Origin of the sequence: Pseudoxanthomonas suwonensis J47 (genome assembly GCF_000513955.1) — a bacterium.
Lineage (GTDB): Bacteria > Pseudomonadota > Gammaproteobacteria > Xanthomonadales > Xanthomonadaceae > Pseudoxanthomonas > Pseudoxanthomonas suwonensis_C.
Map to the genome: position 1 here is coordinate 23,413 of NZ_AZUZ01000028.1, position 19,522 is coordinate 42,934.

At 72.4% G+C, this 19,522-nt stretch carries 18 protein-coding genes; 11 read left to right on the top strand and 7 right to left on the bottom strand.

The window, feature by feature from the left end; translation table 11 throughout:
• Positions 1 to 64 precede the first annotated feature (64 nt).
• The 6 genes from M503_RS0108960 to bioC all read left to right on the top strand — a co-directional run bounded on the left by M503_RS0108960 (position 65) and on the right by bioC (position 6,358).
• Complete coding sequence (locus M503_RS0108960; protein WP_037060989.1) at positions 65 to 859, top strand: lysophospholipid acyltransferase family protein; 795 nt, start codon at positions 65 to 67, stop codon at positions 857 to 859.
• Between the two features lie 51 nt (positions 860 to 910).
• Positions 911 to 1,906, top strand: coding sequence for a YheT family hydrolase (locus M503_RS0108965; protein WP_028920176.1), 996 nt, complete (start codon positions 911 to 913; stop codon positions 1,904 to 1,906).
• A 63-nt stretch (positions 1,907 to 1,969) separates the two neighbouring features.
• Complete coding sequence (locus M503_RS0108970; RefSeq protein ID WP_028920175.1) at positions 1,970 to 4,030, top strand: tetratricopeptide repeat protein; 2,061 nt, start codon at positions 1,970 to 1,972, stop codon at positions 4,028 to 4,030.
• A gap of 19 nt (positions 4,031 to 4,049) precedes the next feature.
• Entirely contained in the window at positions 4,050 to 4,664 is a 615-nt protein-coding gene (locus M503_RS0108975) for a YbhB/YbcL family Raf kinase inhibitor-like protein (protein WP_028920174.1), read from the top strand.
• A 25-nt stretch (positions 4,665 to 4,689) separates the two neighbouring features.
• A complete protein-coding gene (gene bioH, locus M503_RS0108980) occupies positions 4,690 to 5,454 on the top strand; it encodes a pimeloyl-ACP methyl ester esterase BioH (RefSeq protein ID WP_024869644.1) in 765 nt (254 codons plus the stop codon).
• A 16-nt stretch (positions 5,455 to 5,470) separates the two neighbouring features.
• Positions 5,471 to 6,358, top strand: coding sequence for a malonyl-ACP O-methyltransferase BioC (gene bioC, locus M503_RS0108985; protein WP_028920173.1), 888 nt, complete (start codon positions 5,471 to 5,473; stop codon positions 6,356 to 6,358).
• A 93-nt stretch (positions 6,359 to 6,451) separates the two neighbouring features.
• Here bioC and M503_RS0108990 read toward each other — a convergent pair whose 3' ends face one another.
• The 3 genes from M503_RS0108990 to M503_RS0109000 are packed head-to-tail and all read right to left on the bottom strand — an operon-like array spanning position 6,452 to position 8,494.
• The gene (locus tag M503_RS0108990) at positions 6,452 to 6,880 is read right to left on the bottom strand and encodes a ketosteroid isomerase-related protein (RefSeq protein ID WP_051414448.1); all 429 of its coding nucleotides are present in this window, start codon (positions 6,878 to 6,880) and stop codon (positions 6,452 to 6,454) included.
• Between the two features lie 55 nt (positions 6,881 to 6,935).
• A complete protein-coding gene (locus tag M503_RS0108995; RefSeq protein WP_028920171.1) occupies positions 6,936 to 7,541 on the bottom strand; it encodes a YdcF family protein in 606 nt (201 codons plus the stop codon).
• Complete coding sequence (locus tag M503_RS0109000; RefSeq protein WP_028920170.1) at positions 7,538 to 8,494, bottom strand: pyridoxal-phosphate dependent enzyme; 957 nt, start codon at positions 8,492 to 8,494, stop codon at positions 7,538 to 7,540. The genes M503_RS0108995 and M503_RS0109000 overlap by 4 nt, the downstream gene beginning before the upstream one ends.
• A 139-nt stretch (positions 8,495 to 8,633) precedes the next feature.
• Here M503_RS0109000 and M503_RS17610 point away from each other — a divergent pair, with 139 nt between their 5' ends.
• The 4 genes from M503_RS17610 to M503_RS0109020 all read left to right on the top strand — a co-directional run bounded on the left by M503_RS17610 (position 8,634) and on the right by M503_RS0109020 (position 13,400).
• Complete coding sequence (locus M503_RS17610) at positions 8,634 to 9,440, top strand: hypothetical protein (protein WP_051414452.1); 807 nt, start codon at positions 8,634 to 8,636, stop codon at positions 9,438 to 9,440.
• Between the two features lie 439 nt (positions 9,441 to 9,879).
• The gene (gene mnmG, locus M503_RS0109010; protein ID WP_028920169.1) at positions 9,880 to 11,769 is read left to right on the top strand and encodes a tRNA uridine-5-carboxymethylaminomethyl(34) synthesis enzyme MnmG; all 1,890 of its coding nucleotides are present in this window, start codon (positions 9,880 to 9,882) and stop codon (positions 11,767 to 11,769) included.
• 55 nt (positions 11,770 to 11,824) lie between these two features.
• Positions 11,825 to 12,790 carry a cation diffusion facilitator family transporter gene (locus tag M503_RS0109015; protein ID WP_051414464.1) on the top strand — a complete coding sequence of 322 codons (966 nt, stop codon included), beginning with the start codon at positions 11,825 to 11,827 and terminating at the stop codon, positions 12,788 to 12,790.
• Positions 12,791 to 12,923: 133 nt separating this feature from the next.
• Positions 12,924 to 13,400: an REP-associated tyrosine transposase gene (locus tag M503_RS0109020; protein ID WP_051414460.1), complete on the top strand. Its 477-nt coding sequence runs from the start codon at positions 12,924 to 12,926 to the stop codon at positions 13,398 to 13,400.
• 53 nt (positions 13,401 to 13,453) lie between these two features.
• On the opposite strand, the gene M503_RS0109025 is transcribed toward M503_RS0109020, so the two are convergent.
• Together M503_RS0109025 and M503_RS0109030 are read right to left on the bottom strand one after the other, a co-directional pair.
• Complete coding sequence (locus M503_RS0109025) at positions 13,454 to 13,978, bottom strand: rhodanese family protein (RefSeq protein WP_197017202.1); 525 nt, start codon at positions 13,976 to 13,978, stop codon at positions 13,454 to 13,456.
• Between the two features lie 16 nt (positions 13,979 to 13,994).
• Positions 13,995 to 14,306 (bottom strand): ArsR/SmtB family transcription factor, encoded by a 312-nt coding sequence (locus tag M503_RS0109030; protein WP_028920165.1) that lies wholly within the window; start codon positions 14,304 to 14,306, stop codon positions 13,995 to 13,997.
• Between the two features lie 77 nt (positions 14,307 to 14,383).
• Between M503_RS0109030 and M503_RS0109035 the strand changes: the two genes are divergently transcribed.
• Entirely contained in the window at positions 14,384 to 14,740 is a 357-nt protein-coding gene (locus M503_RS0109035; RefSeq protein ID WP_197017203.1) for a carboxymuconolactone decarboxylase family protein, read from the top strand.
• A gap of 67 nt (positions 14,741 to 14,807) precedes the next feature.
• On the opposite strand, the gene M503_RS0109040 is transcribed toward M503_RS0109035, so the two are convergent.
• Both M503_RS0109040 and M503_RS0109045 read right to left on the bottom strand, forming a co-directional pair.
• Entirely contained in the window at positions 14,808 to 17,165 is a 2,358-nt protein-coding gene (locus tag M503_RS0109040) for a Tex family protein (RefSeq protein WP_028920163.1), read from the bottom strand.
• 213 nt (positions 17,166 to 17,378) lie between these two features.
• Entirely contained in the window at positions 17,379 to 19,517 is a 2,139-nt protein-coding gene (locus M503_RS0109045; protein ID WP_028920162.1) for a S46 family peptidase, read from the bottom strand.
• Positions 19,518 to 19,522 lie beyond the last annotated feature (5 nt).

The following is a 19,522-nucleotide window of genomic DNA, read 5'->3' on the forward strand; positions in this document are numbered from 1 at the left end:
GCGGGTGGCGCACGGACGCGGGGGACTGCGCAGGGCGCCCGGCCATCCGGTATCGTGCGCGTCCATGGATCACGCCTCCCCCCGCGCCGCCGGCGACTCCGGCCTTGCGCGCGCCTTCCGTTACCTCTACCGCGTCCCGCTCCTGCTGCTGCACCTGCTGGTGCTGCTGCCGCCGACCCTGCTCTGCCAGATCCCGGTACTGGCGCGCATCCCGTGGGGCCCGGAAACCCTGGGCGACCGCGCGGTGCGGGCCTGGTCGGCCGGGCTGATGCGGGTGTTCGGCTTCCGCCTGCGCCGCTTCGGCCAGCCGCTGCCGGGCGCCACCCTGTTCGTGGCCAACCACGTCAGCTGGCTCGACATCGAGATCCTGCACAGCCAGCGGATGATGGGCTTCGTCGCCAAGCGCGAGATCGCCAGCTGGCCGCTGGTGGGCTGGCTGGCCACCCTCGGCCAGACCATCTACCACCAGCGCGGCAGCTCCGATTCGCTGAACGGGGTGCTGGAGGCGATGGCGCAGCGCCTGCGCGAGGGCCGCTCGGTGGGCGTGTTCCCGGAAGGCCGGACCCGCGACGGCCGCGAGGTCGGCCCGTTCCACGCGCGCATCTTCATGGCCGCGGTCGAGGCGCAGGTGCCGGTGCAGCCGGTGGCGCTGCGCTACGGCGAGAAGGGCGCCGAACAGACCGTGGTGGCCTTCGCCCCGCGCGAGAACTTCCTGCAGAACTTCCTGCGCCTGCTCGGCGGCCGCGCGCGGCTGGCCGAGGTGCACTTCCTCGAGCCGATCCCACCGGGGAACGTGGAAGGCCGCCGGCGGATCGCCGAGCTGTCGCGCGAGCGGATCGTCGCGGCGATGGAAAGCTGAGTCGGGCCTCCGCACTTGCGCCGCGCATGTTGCGGTGCAAGATTTGCCCCGATGCTCAAGGCCACCGACTACCAGCCGCCACGGCTCCTGCGCAATCCGCACCTGCAGTCGGTGCTGGGTTCCAGCGGGCTGCGCCAGCGCCGCGGCCTGCGCGCGCTGTCGGCGGTCGGCGCCACCACCAGCGAATACATCCTCGACGGCGGCAACGGCGCGCGCCTGCAGGGCTGGCACAGCACCGTCCCCGGCCGCCGCCCGCGCGGCACCGCGCTGCTGCTGCACGGCTGGGAAGGCAGCGCCGAGTCCGGCTACATGCGCCTGACTGCCGCGCGCCTGCTGGCCGATGGCCTGGACGTGTTCCGCCTGAACTTCCGCGACCACGGCGACACCCACCACCTGAACGAGGAGCTGTTCCACTCCAACCGGATCGGCGAGGTGGTGCACGCGGCCGCGGAGATGGTCTGCCGCCTGCAGGTGCGCGACCTGGTGGTGGCCGGCTTCTCGCTGGGCGGCAACCACGCCCTGCGCCTGGGCCTGCGCGCGGCCGACGCCGGCCTGCCGCTGCGCCGCATCGCCGTGGTCTGCCCGCTGGTCGACCCGGCCGCGACCATGGACAGCATGGAGCGCGCGCCGCAGTTCTACGACTGGTATTTCCGCCGCAAGTGGCGCAGCTCGCTGGTGCGCAAGCGCGAGCTGTTCCCGGAGCGCTTCGGCTACGACGACGCCACCCTGGCGATGGACATGCGCGGCCTGATCGGCTGGCTGGCGCGCCAGCACGCCGGCTTCGGCACGGTCGAGGAGTATTTCGAGAGCTATTCGATCGCCGGCGACCGCCTGCGCGGACTGGGCGTGCCGGCCAGCATCCTGATGGCCGAGGACGATCCGGTGATCCCGGTCGCGCACTTCCGCAACTGGCGCCTGCCGGCCACCGTCGAGCTGGAGCTGGCGCGCTGGGGCGGCCACTGCGCCTTCGTCGAGAACCTCGCCGGGGACGGTTTCGCCGAGCGCTGGGTCGCCGACCGCCTGGGCGCGGCGCTGCCGCCGGGCTGAGACAGGGCGGCGGGGAGCGGGTGCCGGGGTAAACTGCGGGTTTTCCCGGAAAGAACGCCCCCGATGCTGGAACGTATCCAAGACGCGCTGCGGCGCGATGCCGTCGACGAAGCGCTGGCCCTGGCCCAGGACTGGGCGGCCAGCGCCCCGGACGATGCGGTGGCGCAGCGCACCCTCGCGCTGGCCCTGGCCCGCGCCGGCGACCCGGCTGCCGCCCTGTTCGCGCTGGACCAGGCGATCCTGCTGGCGCCGGAGGACGCGGGCCTGCACTTCGAGCGCGCCAGCCTGCTGCTGCGCAGCGGCGGCGTCGACGAGGCCGGCGCGGCGCTGGCCCAGGGCCTGGAGCTGGATCCGAACCACCTGCCGTCCTACCTGGCCAAGGCCCACGTCGCCCTGGCCCGTGGCGACCTGGACGAGGCTGAGCGGCTGAGCCGCACCGCCGCCCGCATCGCCGCCGAGGACGATCCGCGCCTGCTCGGGCTGGACGCGCTGCTGGCCCTGCGCCGTGGCAACCCCGACCGCGCGCTGGCGCTGGCCTCATCGGCCAGCAAGGCGCTGCCGGACGATCCGCAGCTGCTGTCGGTGCTGGGCTTTGCCTACCTGGCCAAGTCCCACTGGGCCTTCGCCGAGCAGGCCTTCCGCAAGGTCTCCGCGCTGCTGCCGGACGCGCGCGCGCTGCAGCCGCTGCTGGCGCAGCTGGCCGCCGGGCAGGACCGCCACGAGGAGGCCGTCGAACTGCTCGCGCCGCTGCTGGACGACCCGAAGGTGTCCAACCCGTCGCTGCGCCGCCTCGCCGGTCTGTACGCGTTCCGCGCCGGCCGCGCGGAACAGGCGCTGGAACTGCTCCAGGAAAGCCTGCTGCACTCGCCGGACCGTTTCGTCCTGCAGGCGCTGATGCAGCTGTGGGCCCGCCGCGACGACCGCGCCGCGGCGCAGGCGACCCTCGAGGAAGCGCTGGCCCGGCATCCGCTGGTCAACGACCTGTGGGCGGTGCGCCTGTCGATGGAGGAACCGGGCAGCAAGGGCGGCGAGGCGGTGCTGTCGCGCTGGCTCGAGGCCCTGCCGGGCAGCGTGATGGCGCTGGAGACGGCGATGGTCGCGCGCGACCGCGCCGCCGACCTGGACGGGGCGATGCGCCTGGCGGAACGCCTGCTGGAAGTGCAGCCGGGACATGCGCTGGCCGAACAGTTCCTGGTCGAGGCACTGCTGCAGCGCGACCCCGATGCGGCCATCGCCCGCGCCCGCGCCATCGCCGCGCGCCCGCAGGATCCGGCCAGCCGCGCCGCGATGGGCAGCTGGGTCGGGCGCCTGCTCGATCGCGCGGGCCGCACCTCCGAGGCGGTGGCGCAATGGCAGTCGCTGCACGACGGCATGCGTGCTTCGCGCCTGGCCCTGCCTCCGCTGGCCCCGGCCGTCGAGGAGTGGCCGGCGCTGGCCACGCCCACCCCGGACGCGCCGCGTCCGATCCTGGTCTGGGGCCTGCCCGGCTCGGGCGTGGAACGGGTGGTGGACACGCTTGGCGCCGCGGTCCTGCGCGACCGCTACACCCCGCAGGCGCCGGAGGATCCGCTGCGCAGCCCGCAGGCCGCGCACGCGCTGCGCAACGGCAGCGCCGATCCGGCCGCGCTGGTCGCGCGCTGGCGCGAACAGCTGCCGGCCCGCGGCGCCGCCGGCGGCAACGCCGTCGACTGGCTGACCTGGTGGGACAACGCGCTGCTGCTGGCGCTGCGCCCGCACCTGCCCGAAGGCCTGCTGCTGGCGGTGGTCCGCGATCCGCGCGACATGCTGCTGGACTGGCTGGCCACCGGTTCGCCGGTGCCGCTGGCGCTGGAGAACCCCGAAGCGGCGGCCGAATGGCTGGCGCAGGGCCTGGAGCAGCTGGCCGACCTCGACGAGCAGGACCTGTACCCGCACGTGCTGCTGCGCGTGGACGGCATCGTCGATGCGCAGCAGGCGCTGGCCGAGGTGCTGGGCAAGGCCCTCGGCGGCCTCAAGCTGGCGCCGCCGCCGGCCGCGCAGCGGCGCCTGCCGCCGGGCCGCTGGCGCGCCTATGCCGACCAGCTCGCCGCGCCGTTCGCGCGGTTGACGCCGGTCGCCGTGCGCCTGGGCTACGTTGAATCCTGATCCCGCAGAGGAGCCACGCATGCGTATCTGGAGTGACAGTTTCGAAGCGCGCGGCCCGATCCCGGCCGAGTTCGCGATGGGCCAGCCCGACGGCTTCGCCGGCAACCGCAACCCGCACCTGGCCTGGGACGGCGTGCCCGAGGGCACCCGTTCCTTCGCCCTGCTGTGCATCGATCCGGACGCGCCGACGGTGCCGGAGACGGTGGGCCGCGAGGACCTGCAGATCCCGGTCGAGCAGCCGCGCGGCGACTTCATCCACTGGGTGGTGGCCGACATCGCCGCCGACGTGCGCGAAATCGCCGCCGGCAGCTGCAGCGACGGCGTCACCACCGGCGGCAAGCAGCAGCCGGCCGGCCCCGCCGGTTCGCGCCAGGGCCTGAACGACTACACCGGCTGGTTCGCCGGCGATGCGCAGATGCGCGGCGACTACCTGGGTTACGACGGCCCGTATCCGCCGTTCAACGACCTGCGCGTGCACCGCTACTTCTTCCGCCTGTTCGCCCTGGACGTGCCGGCGCTGCAGCTGCCGGCGCGCTTCACCGCCGCCGACGTGCAGCGGGCGATGCAGGGCCACGTACTGGGCGAAGCCGCGGTGTACGGCACCTACACGCTCAACCAGGCGCTGCGCGGCTGAGGCCGCGCGACGCCGCCGCGCACGCATGCATATCGAAACCCTGGGCAGCGGCCCGGACCTGGTCCTGATCCACGGCTGGGCCCTGCACGGCGGCGTGTTCGCGCCGCTGGCCGAACGCCTGGCGCCGCATTTCCGCCTGCACCTGGTGGACCTGCCAGGCCACGGCCTGAGCCGCGATCCGGACGAACGCCTCGACCTGGCCCTGGTCGCCAGCACGATCGCCGCGCGCACGCCGCCGGCGATCTGGCTGGGCTGGTCGCTGGGCGGGCTGTTCGCGCTGCGCGCGGCGGCGACGCTGCCGACCGTGCGCGGGCTGGTGATGGTCGCGGCGACGCCGCGCTTCGTGCACGGCGAGGACTGGCCTCATGCGGTGCCGCGCGAGGTATTCGAGCGCTTCGGCCACGACCTCGCCGAAGACTATGCCGGGACCCTCGACCGCTTCATCGCCCTGGACACTCTCGGTTCCGAGCACGGCCGCGCCGAACTGAAGGCCCTGCGCGAACTGCTGCGCGCGCGCGGCGAGCCGGACCCACAGGCGCTGCGCGACGGCCTGGCCCTGCTCGATGGCACCGACCTGCGCCGCAGCCTGCCGCGCCTGGCCGTGCCCAGCCTGTGGCTGGCCGGCCGCCGCGACCGCCTGGTCGATCCGCGCGGCATGGCCGCCGCCGCGGCCCTGGCGCCGCAGTCGCGCTTCGTCGAACTGGCTGGCGCCGGGCACGCACCGTTCCTCGGCCATGTGGACGCGGTCGCGGCGGAGCTGCGCGCTTTCGCCGACAATGGCGCCCCCTGACGTCGCCGTGCCCCCCATGGACCCGCTGTTCGACCCCCGCCACGTGCGCCGCGCCTTCTCGCGCGCCGCCGCCGGCTACGACGCGGCCGCGGCGCTGCAGGCCGAGGTGCGCACGCGCCTGCTCGGTTCGCTCGACTACCTCGACGACCGCCAGCCGGAAGTCGTGCTCGACGTCGGCAGCGGCACCGGCCACGCTTCCGCCGCGATCCGCAAGCGCTGGCCGAAGGCGCGGGTGATCGCGCTGGACCTGGCCCTGCCGATGCTGCGCGAGGCCAGGCGCCAGGCCGGCTGGTGGAAGCCGTTCGCGCGCGTGTGCGCCGATGCGCGCGCGCTGCCGCTGGCCGAAGGCAGCGTCGACGTGATCTTCAGCAACCTGTGCCTGCAGTGGGTCGACGACCTGCCGGCGGTGTTCGCCGGCTTCCGCCGCGTGCTCAAGCCCGAGGGCCTGCTGCTGTGCTCGAGCTTCGGCCCGGAGACGCTGTCCGAACTGCGCGGCGCCTTCGCCGCGGCCGACGATGCGCCGCACGTGAGCCCGTTCGCCTCGATCGCCCAGTTCGGCGACGCGCTGATGGCGGCCGGTTTCCGCGATCCGGTGGTGGACCGCGACATGTTCACCCTGACCTATCCGGACCTGCCGGCGCTGATGCGCGAACTGCGCGCGATCGGCGCGACCAACGCGCTGGCCTCGCGCCGGCGCAGCCTCACCGGGCGCGCGCGTTTCGCCGCCGCGGCCGCGGCCTACGAGCCGCTGCGCGACGCCGACGGACGCCTGCCCAGCACCTGGGAAGTGATCTACGCGCAGGCCTGGGCGCCGGCCCCGGGTGCGCCGATCCGCGAGGGCGGCCACGAGATCGCGGCGGTGCCGCTGTCGAAGATCCCGATCCGCCGCCGTAACAATCCCTGAGCCCTGCGGCTCCGCAAGCCCATCGCACGCGCTCCGCCTGTCCGGGCTACGGGCTCTTGCGAATCTGCAATCCCGAATCCCGAATCCCGGCTCTCACCCCGCAACCTGCGCGATCCAGTCCTGCAGGTTGTAGTAGTTGCTGACCCGGGCGATGCGGTCGTCGCGGATGTCGAAGAACGCGCCACCGGGCAGCACGTACTTCTGGCCTCGCGCCGGCGGCAGGCCTTCGTCGTCGCGCAGGTACTCGCCATGGACCACGTACTCGGCGGCGGCGCGATCGCCGTCCTGGGTCGCCATCACCACGATGTCGCGCAGCTGCTCGCGGTAGCTGGCGTCCATGCGCTGCATGAAGGCGGCGAACGCGTCCCTGCCGGTCTCGCGCGCACCCTGGTTGAGGTCGTGGACGACGTCGTCGGCGAGCAGCGCGAGCATCGCCTCGCGGTCGCCGCGGTTGAACGCGGCGTAGTAGGCGAGCACCAGCTCGATCGCGCGGTCCTGGCGGCGGGTGCCGTCGATCTTCATCGGGGAATTCCGGTTCTGCGGGGGCGGCCATGATACGCCGCGGCAGCGCGCGGGATCAGTCGCGCAGCACCAGGTCGCGGTGGAAGAAATAGACCTCCTGCAGCAGGAAGCGCCACTGCGTCTGCACCGTGCGGAAGCGGGTGCTGGGCGTGGGCGAGCCGACCGCGTCGATGCCCAGCCGCCGAGACAGCCGCAGCGCGCGCGCCATATGCAGCGGGTCGCTGACCACGATCACCCGGTGCAGGTCGTTCTGCTGCATCAGCATGCGCGCCTGCAGCAGGTTCTCGCGGGTATTGCGCGAGGCCGATTCGATCAGGATCGCCGACTCGGGAATGCCCTGCTGCAGCGCGTAGCGGCGCGCCACCTGCGATTCGGCGAACGGTGCGCCATTGCCGTAGCCGCCGGTGAACACCAGCACCGGCGCGTAGCCGCGGCGGTACAGGTCCAGGCCGTGGCGGATGCGTTCGCGGAACACCGGCGAGGGATTCTTGTGGTACGCGGCGGCGCCGAGCACGATGATCGCGTCGGCGCGCGTGGCCTGGTCGCGCTGGCCGACCCAGACGATCCAGGCGGCCACGCCGGCGAGCCACAGCACCGCCAGCAGCGCCAGCCGCCACAGCCAGCCGAAGAAGCCGCGCCGCGCCTTGCGGCCGCGGCTCAGCCGTGCCACGGCAATGCCCCCAGGTCGACGTTGCCGCCGGTGAAGACCACGCCGACGCGCTGGCCGGCGAAGCGCGCCGGCTGCGCCAGCACCGCGGCCAGGGCGATCGCCGAGGACGGTTCGACGACCTGCTTGAGCACCTGCCAGGCCAGCTGCATCGCCGCGACCGTGGCCGCGTCGTCGACCACCACGACCTCGGTGCCCCAGGCGCGGAGCAGGGCGAAGTTGGGCGCGCCGAGGGTGGCGCGCAGGCCATCGCAGACGGTATCGGGGACCAGGTCGGTCTGGCGTTCGCCGGTGGCCAGCGAACGGGCGGTGTCGTCGGCGCCGGCCGGTTCGGCCAGCACCAGCCGGCAGCCCGGCGCGACCGCGGCCAGCGCCAGCGCGGTGCCCGCGGCCAGGCCGCCGCCGCCCACCGGCACCACGATCGTGTTCAGCGCACCGGCCTGGCCGACCAGCTCGACCGTCGCCGTGCCCTGGCCGGCGATCACCCGCGCGTCGGCGTAGGGATGGACCAGCTGCGCGCCGGTCCCGGCCTGGATGCGCGTGCAGGTCGCCTCGCGCGCGGCCAGGGTGGGTTCGCAGCGCCAGACGGTGGCGCCATGGCGTTCGATGTTGGCCAGCTTGGCCGCCACCGCGCCCTCGGGCACGACCACGTGGCAGGGAATCCCGCGGCTGCGCGCGGCCAGCGCCAGCGCCGCGCCGTGGTTGCCGGAGGAGTGGGTGACCACGCCGCGGGCGGCCTCCTCACCGGACAGCGACCACACGGCGTTGCAGGCGCCGCGGAACTTGAAGGCGCCGCCGCGCTGCAGGTGTTCGGCCTTGAAGTGCAGTTCGCAGCCGGCCATGCCGTCGAGCACGCGCGAACGCAGCACCGGGGTGACGCTGGCATGGCCGGCAATCCGGGCAGCGGCGGCGAGGACGTCGTCGGCAACGGGAAGGTCGACTGGCATGGGCCAAGGTTAACGTATCGACTACGGCGGGGGCCTGTCATCGCGTGGCGGCACGGCGGGGGGGCGCCCGGACGGGTTAAGCACGGATTCAAAGCGCCGCCGCGAAGCTGGCCATCCAAGCCCGAGGGGGGGACTGCCCATGAAACTGCGAGTGTTGACCGGCCTGGCGTGCGCGCTGGCCCTGGCGGGTTGCACCACCTACGGGTATGTGGACGACGGCGGCGGTTACTACACCGGCTACGACTACTCCGGCTACGGCACGGTCTACGGCGGCTACGGCTATAGCTATGGTTACGGCGTGCCCTACGCTTACCGCTACCGGCCGGGCTGGTCGTTCGGCCTCGGCTACGGCCATCCCTCCTACTACTACGGGTACGGCTACCCGGGTTACTACTACCGGCCGCCGCACTACCACCCGCATGCGCCTGCGCCGCCGAGGCCCGGCCACCACGGCGGCGACCATGACGGCCGCCCCGACCGGCCGCCGCCGACGGCCGGCAACACGCCGCCCCCGCTCAACCGCGCGCCCTGGCGCGACCTGGAGCGGCTGCGCCGTGGCAGCGAGGAAGACCAGCCGCGGCGTCGCCCGCAACCGGGGACCCGCAGCATCGCTGGTCCGCAACCGGGCATGAGCGGTGGCCCGGGGCCGGGCACGGGCGGCAGCGTGCGACCGGTGCCGCCGACCGGCACCTATTACCGCGTCGATCCGCCGCAGGGCGGCACCGACACCGCGGTCCGCCGCCGCTTCCCGGGCAACGGCGGCAACGTCGCACCGGTGGCGACGCGCCCGGTCTCGCCGCAGCCGCAGCCCCGCAGCAGCGGCGGCGAGTTCCGCCAGGCGCCCCGCAGCAACGCGGCGCCACGCAGCGCCCCGGCCCCGCGACCGGCGCCCAGCGGCAGCTCGCGACCTCAGCGTAGTGGGACGCGCGACACGAATGAGCCCTGAAAAAGCGCTTGCGTTGCCGGGTCGGTGGTCGCAAGCTTAGCCCGCAACGTGACAGGGCACGTCAGCTTCTGACCTGCCCGGCAAGTCCATGTCGATGTCCGGCAGGGAAATCTGGATCCCCCCTGTTCCGGCCCTGTCGGACATCGGCGCCCCCAAGACAGCCCGGTCCCCTGGCCGGGCTGTCGTTTTTTGTGGCCCCGGTCACGGTTTGGCTGGCGCCAGGCAAAAAACGGGGCCGGCAGTCCCCCGACTGCCGGCCCCTCGGCTTCCCCATCGCGCGCGTGGCTGGCCCCTGTTCCAATTCCAGCCCGCGCCCCCGACGCATTGCCGCGATGGGTGCACGTGATGGTTACCGCAGGAAGCGTGCCAAGTCCACGGACACCCCCGGGCGTAGAATTGCCGCCCAGCGCCGCCCCCCAGGGCGCTTCCCGGAACCCGCATGACCCGCTCCTTCCACCAGTACGACGTCATCGTGATCGGCGGCGGCCACGCCGGCACCGAGGCCGCGCTGGCCTCGGCCCGCGCCGGCGCGCGCACCCTGCTGCTGACCCACAACATCGAGACCGTGGGCGCGATGAGCTGCAACCCGGCCATCGGCGGCATCGGCAAGGGCCACCTGGTCAAGGAGATCGATGCCCTCGGCGGGGCGATGGCCCGCGCCGCCGACCTGGCCGGCATCCAGTGGCGCACGCTCAATGCGTCCAAGGGCCCGGCTGTGCGCGCGACCCGTTGCCAGGCCGACCGCGCGCTGTACCGCGCGGCGATCCGCCGCATGGTCGAGAACCAGCCAAACCTCACTGTGTTCCAGGCGGCGGTGGATGATCTTGTTATCGAAGGCGACGCTGTGCGCGGCGCGATCACCCAGACCGGCCTGCGCTTCGACGCCCCGGCCGTGGTCCTGACCGCGGGCACCTTCCTCGCCGGCAAGGTCCATATCGGCCCGACCACGTATGCGGCCGGGCGCATGGGCGATCCGCCCTCGGCCACCCTGGCCGCGCGCCTGCGCGAACGCCCGTTCGCGGTGGACCGGCTCAAGACCGGCACGCCGCCGCGCATCGACGGGCGCACGCTGGACTACGCGGTGATGGACGAGCAGCCCGGCGACGACCCGATGCCGGTGATGTCCTTCCTCGGCGACGTGGCCGACCACCCGCGCCAGGTCTCGTGCTGGATCACCCACACCACCGAACGCACCCACGAGATCATCCGCGGCGCGCTGGACCGGTCGCCGCTGTACACCGGCCAGATCGAGGGCATCGGCCCGCGCTACTGCCCCTCGATCGAGGACAAGGTGGTGCGTTTCGCCGACAAGCCCAGCCACCAGATCTTCGTCGAGCCCGAGGGGCTGGACGTGGTCGAGATCTACCCGAACGGCATCTCCACCTCGCTGCCGTTCGACGTGCAGCTGGAGCTGGTGCGTTCGATCCGCGGCTTCGGGAACGCGCACATCACCCGCCCCGGCTACGCGATCGAATACGACTTCTTCGACCCGCGCGGGCTGAAGGCCACGCTCGAGACCAAGGCGGTTTCCGGCCTGTTCTTCGCCGGCCAGATCAACGGCACCACCGGCTACGAGGAAGCGGCGGCGCAGGGCCTGCTGGCCGGCATCAACGCCGCCCGCCACGTGCGCGACCACGAAGGCTGGGCGCCGCGCCGCGACGAGGCCTACCTGGGCGTGCTGGTCGACGACCTGATCACCCACGGCACCAACGAGCCGTACCGCATGTTCACCAGCCGCGCCGAGTACCGGCTGCAGCTGCGCGAGGACAATGCCGACCTGCGCCTGACCCCGCGCGGCCGCGAGCTGGGCGTGGTCGACGACGCGCGCTGGGCGCGCTTCGAGGCCAAGCGCGAGGCGATCGAGCGCGAGACCGCGCGCCTGCGCGCGCTGTGGGCGACGCCGGCCAATGCCATCGGCCGCGAGGTCGAGGCGGTGCTGGGCGTGGCGGTGAGCCGCGAGACCAGCGCGCTGGACCTGATCAAGCGCCCGGAGCTGGGCTACGCCGCGCTGATGCGGGTGCCGGCGCTGGGCCCGGGCGTGGACGACGCGCAGGTGGCCGAGCAGGTCGAGATCGCGGTGAAGTACGCCGGCTACCTCGACCGCCAGCGCGACGAGATCGCGCGCCAGCAGCGCCACGAAGACACCGCGATTCCCGCGGACTTCGACTACGCCGCGGTGCGCGGCCTGTCGGCGGAAGTGCAGCAGAAGCTGGAACGGGTGCGCCCGCAGACCATCGGCCAGGCCCAGCGCATCCCGGGCATGACCCCGGCGGCGATCTCGCTGCTGCTGGTCCACCTGGAGCGCCTGCGCCGCAGCCGGGTGGCCTGATCGTCGGGTAGCGACGCGGGTGGCGCCGCGCGGCCGCAAGGTGCAGGCTGCGCGCATGAGCGAAGCGTCCGGCCCCGTGCAGGACCTGCCGCCCGGCGGCGGCGAACAGCGCGTCCTGCGCCGCTCGATCGCGGCCACCGGCCTGGTCGCGGCGCTGGGCATCGTCTTCGGCCTGCTGTCCGGTTCGTACGCGATCGTGTTCGACGGCATCTATTCGCTGGCCGACGGCATCACCAGCGCGGCGGCGCTGCTGGTCGCGCGCCTGATCGCCGGCTACGCCGCCGACGATCCGCAGGACCGGCGCCTCGCCGAGCGCTTCACCATGGGCTTCTGGCACCTGGAACCGATGGTGCTCGGCGCGACCGGCCTGCTGATGTCCGCCGCCGCCGCGTACGCACTGGTCAACGCCATCGGCAGTTTCCTCGACGGCGGCCGCGAGCTGCACTTCGGCCAGGCCATCGTCTATGCCGTGGCCACGGTCGTCATCAGCATCGCGATGGCCGCCTATGCGATGCGCGCGAACCGCCGCATCGGTTCGCAGCTGGTGGCGATGGAGGCACGCGGCTGGCTGGTATCGGCGGCGATCAGCGGCGCGCTGCTGGCGGCTTTCGCCATCGGCAAGGCGATGCAGGGCACGCGCTGGGCATGGATGGCGCCGTACGTAGACCCGGCGGTGCTGGCGCTGGTGTGCCTGGTGGTGATCCCGGTGCCGCTGGGCGCGGTGCGCAGCGCGATCGCCGACATCCTGCTGGTCACGCCGGTGGAGCTGAAGCAGCAGGTCGACGCGGTGGCGGCGGAGGTGGTGCGGCGCGAGGGCTTCGTCTCGTTCCGCTCGTACGTGGCGCGGGTCGGGCGTGGCCGCCAGATCGAGCTGTACTTCATCGTGCCGCGCGGCGCGCCGCCGCGTCCGCTGGAAGCCTGGGACGCGCTGCGCGACGAGGTCGGCGAGGCGATCGGCCCGGAGTCGCCGGACCGCTGGCTGACGATCGTGTTCACCACCGACCAGGAATGGGCCGAGTGAGCCTCTCGGCCTGGCGCGCACTGCGCGTGGCGTGGACCTTTTCGGCCGCAACTTTCCGCCGTGGAAAATTCCTACAGCGGATTGCGGACCAGTCCGCTGTTCCGCCCACGGGCCGCTTGCAAGGATGCGGTCCATGGACATGCATACCGAGGACCGGTTCCAGGGATTGCGCGTGGTGCGGCAGCGCGGGCTGTCCGTCCCCGGGCAGGCCTACCACGTCAGCGTCGCCACCCGCGACCGCCAGGCCTGGTTCTCGAATTTCCATGTCGGCTGCGAAGCGGTGCGCGCCTTCCGCCAGCCGCTGGCGCATGGCGATGCCACCCTGCTGGCCTGGGTGCTGATGCCCGACCAGGTGCACTGGCTGCTCCAGGTGGGGCAGCGCGATCCGCTGGAGAAGGTGGTGCAGCGGATGAAGTCGGTCACCGGCGTGCAGGTCAACCGCGTGCTGTCGCGCGCTGGCCCGCTGTGGGAACCGGCATTCCACGACCGGCCACTGCGCCGCGAGGACGACCTGCGCACCGTGGCCCGCTACATCGTCGCCGAACCGCTGCGCGCGCGGCTGGTCGACGACATCCGCGACTATCCGTTCTGGGATTGCGCCTGGGTCTAGCGGGGCAACACCCGGGAACGTGGTGCCAGACGCGCCGATGCATCAGGGCCGGGTCATGCGCCGCGGGGCCGGTTCCACGGCATCCGCGCCAGCAGGTGGGCCATGCCGCAGAAGCCGGTCACGCCCGCGAGCAGCAGGCCCAGACCGACCATCCCGGGCACCAGCATGAACCAGGGCGAGACCGTCGCCGCCAGCACCGTGCCGGCCAGGGCCAGGCTGCCAGCGGCGATCTGCACCTGCCGCATCAGCTCCAGCGGCGCGCGCGCGTCGCGCTCGACCGGCAGGCCGGCCTGCTTCCAGGCGTCCAGGCCGCCTTCGACCACGTAGGCATCGCAGTTCCCTGCCGCCGCGCAGAGGATCGAGGCATTGGTGCGCGTACGCATACCGGAACGGCAATGGAACACGACGGCGCGCCCTTGCGCAGTGGCCAGCTCGGGCGCCAGACCCAGTCGTGCCAGCGGGATGCAGCAGGCGCCGGGGATGCGCTCGCGCGCATGTTCGTCGGGGTCACGGATGTCCACCAGCAGCGCGCCCTGTTCGACCAGGGCGTGGGCGGAGCGGGAATCAATGGTCTTCATGGCTATGTCTCGCCCGTCAGGGGCAGAAGAGGGACTTGAGCGCGGCCACCAGCCGCTCCACGCGCGGATCGGCGATGCGGTAATGGACCAGCTGGCCTTCACGGCGGCAGGCGACCAGGCCCTCGGCACGCATCCGCGCCAGGTGCTGCGAGAGCGCGGACTGGCTCAGGTCGACCTCCGCATGCAACTGGCCGACGTTCATCTCGCCGTGCTCGATCAGCAGGCACAGCAGCAGCAGGCGCTGCTCGTTGCCCAGCGCGCGCAGCATCGCCGCGGCCTGGCTGGCGCCCTGCTCCTTGAACTTGCGGTCCTGGCGGTTGGTAGCCATGTCGCCATCATATCATAGGTTGCTAAATTAGCAATAGGTAATATATTAGGCAGCATCCGCCCACGAAGGAGATGGCAATGAGCACCGCCTACCAGGACCTGACCCGCGAGGTCTCGCGCAACCTCACCCCGCTGCGTACCCACAACCCCGACGTGATGCACGGCTTTGGCGCGCTCAGCAAGGCCGCGCTGGCCCCCGGCGCGCTCGACGAGAAGACCAAGGAGCTGATCGCGATGGCGATCGGCGTGGCCAACCGCTGCGACGCCTGCCTGGGCTTCCATGCCAAGGCCTTGGTGCGCCTGGGCGCCACGCCGGAGGAGTTCCGCGAGATGCTCGGCGTGGCGGTATACATGGGCGGCGGCCCGTCGCTGATGTACGCGGCCAACGCCCTGGCCGCCTACGACGAGTTCCGCAAGGCGGCCGAAGCCGCGTAAGCGGCCTTTCCAGGCTGCGGGCAGCAGAAGGGCCGGCCATGCCGGCCCTTCTGCCATCCCGGCCGGATCAGTTGCGGCGCAGGTTCTTCAGCGCGTCGGCCATGGCGCTGTTGAACGGTGCGGCCTGCGGCTGCGGGGCGCGGCCGCCGTTGCCGCCACGGCCACGGTCGTGGCCGCGCGGGCCGCGCGCATCGCGGTCGGCGCCACGTGCGTCGCGCGCGCTGGCCTGGCCCGGTTCGTCGCTGAGGCGGCAGGTCAGGGCGATGCGCTTGCGCGCCACGTCCACCTCCAGGACCTTCACCTTGACGATGTCTCCGGCCTTGACCACGTCGCGCGGGTCCTTGACGTAGCGCTCGCTCAGCGCGGAGATGTGGACCAGGCCGTCCTGGTGCACGCCGATGTCGACGAAGGCGCCGAACGCGGCGACGTTGCTCACCACGCCCTCGAGGATCATGCCCGGGCGCAGGTCCTTGATGTCCTCCACGCCGTCGGCGAACCTGGCCGCCTTGAATTCCGGGCGCGGGTCGCGGCCGGGCTTCTCCAGTTCCTTGATGATGTCGCGCACGGTCGGCAGGCCGAACTTCTCGTCGGTGAACTGCTCGGGCTTGAGCGAACGCAGGAAGGCGCTGTCGCCGATGATCTGCTTCACCTGCTTGCCGCTGCCGGCGAGGATGCGCTCGACCACCGGATAGGCTTCCGGGTGCACGGCCGAGGCGTCCAGCGGCTGCTCGCCGTCGGCGATGCGCAGGAAGCCGGCGCACTGCTCGAAGGTCTTCTCGCCCAGGCGCGGCACCTTGAGCAGGGCCTTGCGCGAGGGGAAGGCGCCGTTGTGGTCGCGGAAGGCGACGATGTTCTCGGCCACGGTCGGGGTCAGGCCGGACACGCGCGCAAGCAGCGCGGCCGAAGCGGTGTTCACGTCAACGCCGACCGCGTTCACGCAGTCCTCCACCTTCGCGTCGAGCGCACGCGCCAGGCGGAACTGGTCGACATCGTGCTGGTACTGGCCCACGCCAATCGCCTTGGGCTCGATCTTGACCAGCTCGGCCAGCGGATCCTGCAGTCGGCGCGCGATCGAGACCGCGCCACGCAGCGACACGTCCAGGTTGGGGAATTCCTTCGCCGCCAGCTCCGAGGCCGAGTACACCGAGGCACCGGCCTCGCTGACCACGATCTTCTGCATCTTCAGCTCGGGCACCACCTTGAGCAGGTCGCCGGCGAGCTTGTCGGTTTCGCGCGAGGCGGTGCCGTTGCCGATCGCGACCAGCTGCACGCCGTGGGCGAGGCACAGCCTGCGCAGCGTGGCCAGCGACTGGTCCCACTGCCGCTTCGGCTCGTGCGGGTAGATGGTGTCGGTGGCGACCAGCTTGCCGGTGGGATCGACCACCGCGACCTTCACGCCGGTGCGCAGGCCCGGGTCCAGGCCCAGCACCGCCTTCGGGCCGGCCGGCGCGGCCAGCAGCAGGTCCTTGAGGTTGTCGCCGAACACGGCGATGGCCTCCGCCTCGGCCTTCTCGCGCGCCTGGTTGAACAGGTCGAGCATCAGGTGCAGGTGGATCTTGGCGCGCCAGGCCAGGCGGCAGGCGTTGCGCAGCCAGGCGTCGGCCGGGCGGCCCTTGTCGGCGATGCCGGCGTGCAGGGCGATGCGGCCTTCGGCGTAGGCATTGCCCGCGTCGGCGTCGGCGCCGGCTTCCAGGTCCAGCTGCAGGAACTCCTCGCGGCGGCCGCGGAACAGCGCCAGCAGGCGATGCGAGGGGATCTTCGCCAGCGGTTCGGCGTGGTTGAAATAGTCGCGGTACTTCTCGCCGGCCGCTTCCTTGCCCTCGACCACCTTCGAGCGGATCACGCCCTCGCGCTCCAGCCATGCGCGCAGCTCGCCGAGCAGGGTCGCGTCCTCGCCCCAGCGTTCGATCAGGATCGCGCGCGCGCCTTCCAGCGCGGCCTTCGCGTCGGCCACGCCCTTTTCGGCGTCGACGAAGCCGGCGGCGAACTCTTCCGGAACGCGGGCCGGATCCTCGATCAGGCCGTCGGCCAGCGGCTCCAGGCCGGCTTCGCGGGCGATCTGCGCGCGGGTCCGGCGCTTCTGCTTGTACGGCAGGTACAGGTCTTCCAGGCGCGACTTGCTGTCGGCCTCTTCGATCTGCGCGCGCAGCTCATCGGTGAGCTTGCCCTGTTCCTCGATGCTGGCCAGGATCGAGGCGCGGCGGTCCTCCATCTCGCGCAGGTAGGCCAGGCGCACCTCGAGGTTGCGCAGCTGGGTGTCGTCCAGGCCGCCGGTGACTTCCTTGCGGTAGCGCGCGATGAACGGCACGGTCGCGCCCTCGTCGAGCAGCGCAACGGCGGCCTGCACCTGCTGCGTCTGCGCGCCGATCTCCTCGGCGATGGTCTGGGCGATCTTGCGCGCGAGCGCAGGGGAAATCTCGGTCATGGACTGCGGTTCTGCTGCGGAAAAGCGGAACCGGATTGTGGCAACCGCGCCGCGGCGATGTAACCCGTTGACAAGCGGGCCGCGGCGGTCCAGCAGGTTCCGGATCAGCCGCCCATGCTGGCAGCGCGGGCCCGCGCTTCCTCCAGGGTGGGAATGCCCAGTCGCACCTCCCTGTCGGCCGATGTGGACGTGCCGGCAGGGAGGTGGCGTGGCTTACAGCCCGATTTCCCGCAGCACGTGCGGTGCAGGGTAGACCGTTTCCATCAGCCAGCGCATGTAGCGCATGTCGACGTGGACGGCGCGCTTGTAGCGCGGGTCGAACCACCAGCTGGCGCTGACCGCTTCCCAGTTGCTGTCGAAGTTCAGGCCGATCAGCTCGCCGCGGGCGTTGAGAACCGGCGAGCCGGAGTTGCCGCCGGTGGTGTCGAGGTTGGTGAGGAAGTTGACCGTCTGCGTGCCCAGCGCCGGGTCGGCGGTGTCGCCGAAGTCGCCGCGCGCGATCGCGTCCAGCAGCGGCTGCGGCGCGTCGAACGGGACCTGGCCGGTGTTCTTCTCGACGATCCCGGCCACCGTGGTCACCGGTGCATAGGTCACCGCGTCACGCGGCTCCAGGCGCTGCAGGTTGCCGTAGCTCACCCGCAGGGTGCCGTTGGCGTCGGGGTAGAGCGGGCGGCCCTGCTTCGCGCGCCAGGCGGCCAGTGCGTGCATGTAGGCCGGGCGCAGGCGCAGCTGCTCGCCCTCGCTGGCCTTCTTCTCGGCTTCCAGGCGGACCTGCGCCGGCACCAGCCGCGCGGCCAGTTCCAGCATCGGGTCGGCGTCCATCGCCTGGCCCTGGCGGGCTGCTTCCAGGCGCGACAGTCGCGCCTGCTCGTCGCCCAGGCCGGTGGCCGCGTACAGGCGCTCCAGGGTCTGCTCCAGCTCGGCCGGGGTGCGGCCGAAGGCTTCGTCGAACTCGGGCACGCGCTGCGCCTGCGGCAGCGCCAGGTAGCGACCCAGCAGTTCACGAAGCAGCGCCTTCTCCACCTGCGGATCGAAGCGGCGCTGGACCTGGCGCAGCATGCCTTCGATCAGCGCCACGTCGCGTGCCTGGAAACCCTTCTCGCGTTCGGCGTCCGGCCTGGCCGACTCGATGCGCAGGCGTTCCAGCTGCAGCGCCGAGCGCAGCAGCTGGGTCTGCGAGGCGACCAGGCCCAGCAGCAGGTCGCGCTCGCGGTTGGCCGAAGCAGCGGCGAGGACCTCGGCCAGCGCCTGGATCCGCTTGCGGTCGGCGGCGCTGGTGGCGGCGAGCATCGCCTTCTCGTCCTGCGCGCGCTGGCGCACCGCGTCGCTGCGGCGCAGGCCTTCCAGTTCGCCGGCGGCGCGCTTGCGGTTGTTCTTCAGGCTCTGCACCTGCGAGGCGTAGCGCGTGGCGGCCTCGGCGTTACCGCGGGTGGAGGCGTCGATCGCGGCCAGCAGCGCGTCCATCACCTCCACCCGCGCCGGCAGGGTCCATTCCACCTGCTCGGCGAACTCGGCGGCGGTGCGGTGGCGGAAGGTTACGCCCGGATAGCCGGCGAGCATGGCGAAGTCGCCCTCGCGCGGGCCGTCCTTCGCCAGCTGCAGGTGCGACGGCGGCTGGAACGGCACGTTGTCCGGCGAGTACGCCGCCGGCTTGCCGTCGGGGCCGACATAGGCGCGCAGCAGGGTGAAGTCGCCGGTGTGGCGCGGCCACATGAAGTTGTCGATCTCGTCGCCGTAGTTGCCGATCGCGCGCGGCGGCGCGTAGACCAGGCGCAGGTCGCGCAGTTCCAGCTGGCGGATCCGGTAGAAGTCGGTGCCGGCGTACATGTTGGCGACGCTGCAGCGGTAGCCGGCCTCGCGCTCGCACTCGGCGACGATGCGCTTGCTGGCCGCGTCGACGGCGTCGTAGTAGGCACGGCCCTGCTTGCCGCGCGCCTGCGCCAGCACCTCGTCGGTGACCCGGTCGAAGCCGACGGTGACCAGCACGCGGAAGTCCGGGTTGGCCGGCAGCTCGCCGGCGCGGTCGGCGGCGATGTAGCCGTTGTCGATGAGGTTGCGCTGCGGGCTGCTGTTGTACTGGATCACGCCGTAGGCGACGTGGTGGTTGGTCAGCACCAGGCCGTCGGCGGAGACGAAGGCGCCGGTGCCACCGCCGGCGCGCACCACCGCGTTGAGGGGGGCGGCGGTGAGGTCGGCCAGCCCGGCCGGATCGCCGGCGAAACCGGCCTGGCGCATCTGCGCGGCGATCTGCGGCAGCTGCGAGGGCATCCACATGCCTTCGTCGGCATGGGCGGCGGGCAGCGCGGCAAGGCAGGCGAGGGCCACGGCGGTGGCGATCCGGGTCGGCTTCATCGGTA

Excerpts from the sequence above, each read along its gene's own strand:
- M503_RS0109040 (WP_028920163.1), bottom strand. The coding sequence starts at position 17,165 with ATGACCGAGATTTCCCCTGCGCTCGCGCGCAAGATCGCCCAGACCATC.
- M503_RS0108990 (WP_051414448.1), bottom strand. The coding sequence starts at position 6,880 with ATGAAGATCGACGGCACCCGCCGCCAGGACCGCGCGATCGAGCTGGTG.
- M503_RS0109025 (WP_197017202.1), bottom strand. The coding sequence starts at position 13,978 with ATGAAGACCATTGATTCCCGCTCCGCCCACGCCCTGGTCGAACAGGGC.
- M503_RS0109015 (WP_051414464.1), top strand. The coding sequence starts at position 11,825 with ATGAGCGAAGCGTCCGGCCCCGTGCAGGACCTGCCGCCCGGCGGCGGC.
- M503_RS0108970 (WP_028920175.1), top strand. The coding sequence starts at position 1,970 with ATGCTGGAACGTATCCAAGACGCGCTGCGGCGCGATGCCGTCGACGAA.
- M503_RS0109045 (WP_028920162.1), bottom strand. The coding sequence starts at position 19,517 with ATGAAGCCGACCCGGATCGCCACCGCCGTGGCCCTCGCCTGCCTTGCC.
- M503_RS0108965 (WP_028920176.1), top strand. The coding sequence starts at position 911 with ATGCTCAAGGCCACCGACTACCAGCCGCCACGGCTCCTGCGCAATCCG.
- mnmG (WP_028920169.1), top strand. The coding sequence starts at position 9,880 with ATGACCCGCTCCTTCCACCAGTACGACGTCATCGTGATCGGCGGCGGC.
- M503_RS0108975 (WP_028920174.1), top strand. The coding sequence starts at position 4,050 with ATGCGTATCTGGAGTGACAGTTTCGAAGCGCGCGGCCCGATCCCGGCC.
- M503_RS0108960 (WP_037060989.1), top strand. The coding sequence starts at position 65 with ATGGATCACGCCTCCCCCCGCGCCGCCGGCGACTCCGGCCTTGCGCGC.
- M503_RS0109035 (WP_197017203.1), top strand. The coding sequence starts at position 14,384 with ATGAGCACCGCCTACCAGGACCTGACCCGCGAGGTCTCGCGCAACCTC.
- bioH (WP_024869644.1), top strand. The coding sequence starts at position 4,690 with ATGCATATCGAAACCCTGGGCAGCGGCCCGGACCTGGTCCTGATCCAC.
- M503_RS0109020 (WP_051414460.1), top strand. The coding sequence starts at position 12,924 with ATGGACATGCATACCGAGGACCGGTTCCAGGGATTGCGCGTGGTGCGG.
- M503_RS0109000 (WP_028920170.1), bottom strand. The coding sequence starts at position 8,494 with ATGCCAGTCGACCTTCCCGTTGCCGACGACGTCCTCGCCGCCGCTGCC.
- bioC (WP_028920173.1), top strand. The coding sequence starts at position 5,471 with ATGGACCCGCTGTTCGACCCCCGCCACGTGCGCCGCGCCTTCTCGCGC.
- M503_RS0109030 (WP_028920165.1), bottom strand. The coding sequence starts at position 14,306 with ATGGCTACCAACCGCCAGGACCGCAAGTTCAAGGAGCAGGGCGCCAGC.
- M503_RS17610 (WP_051414452.1), top strand. The coding sequence starts at position 8,634 with ATGAAACTGCGAGTGTTGACCGGCCTGGCGTGCGCGCTGGCCCTGGCG.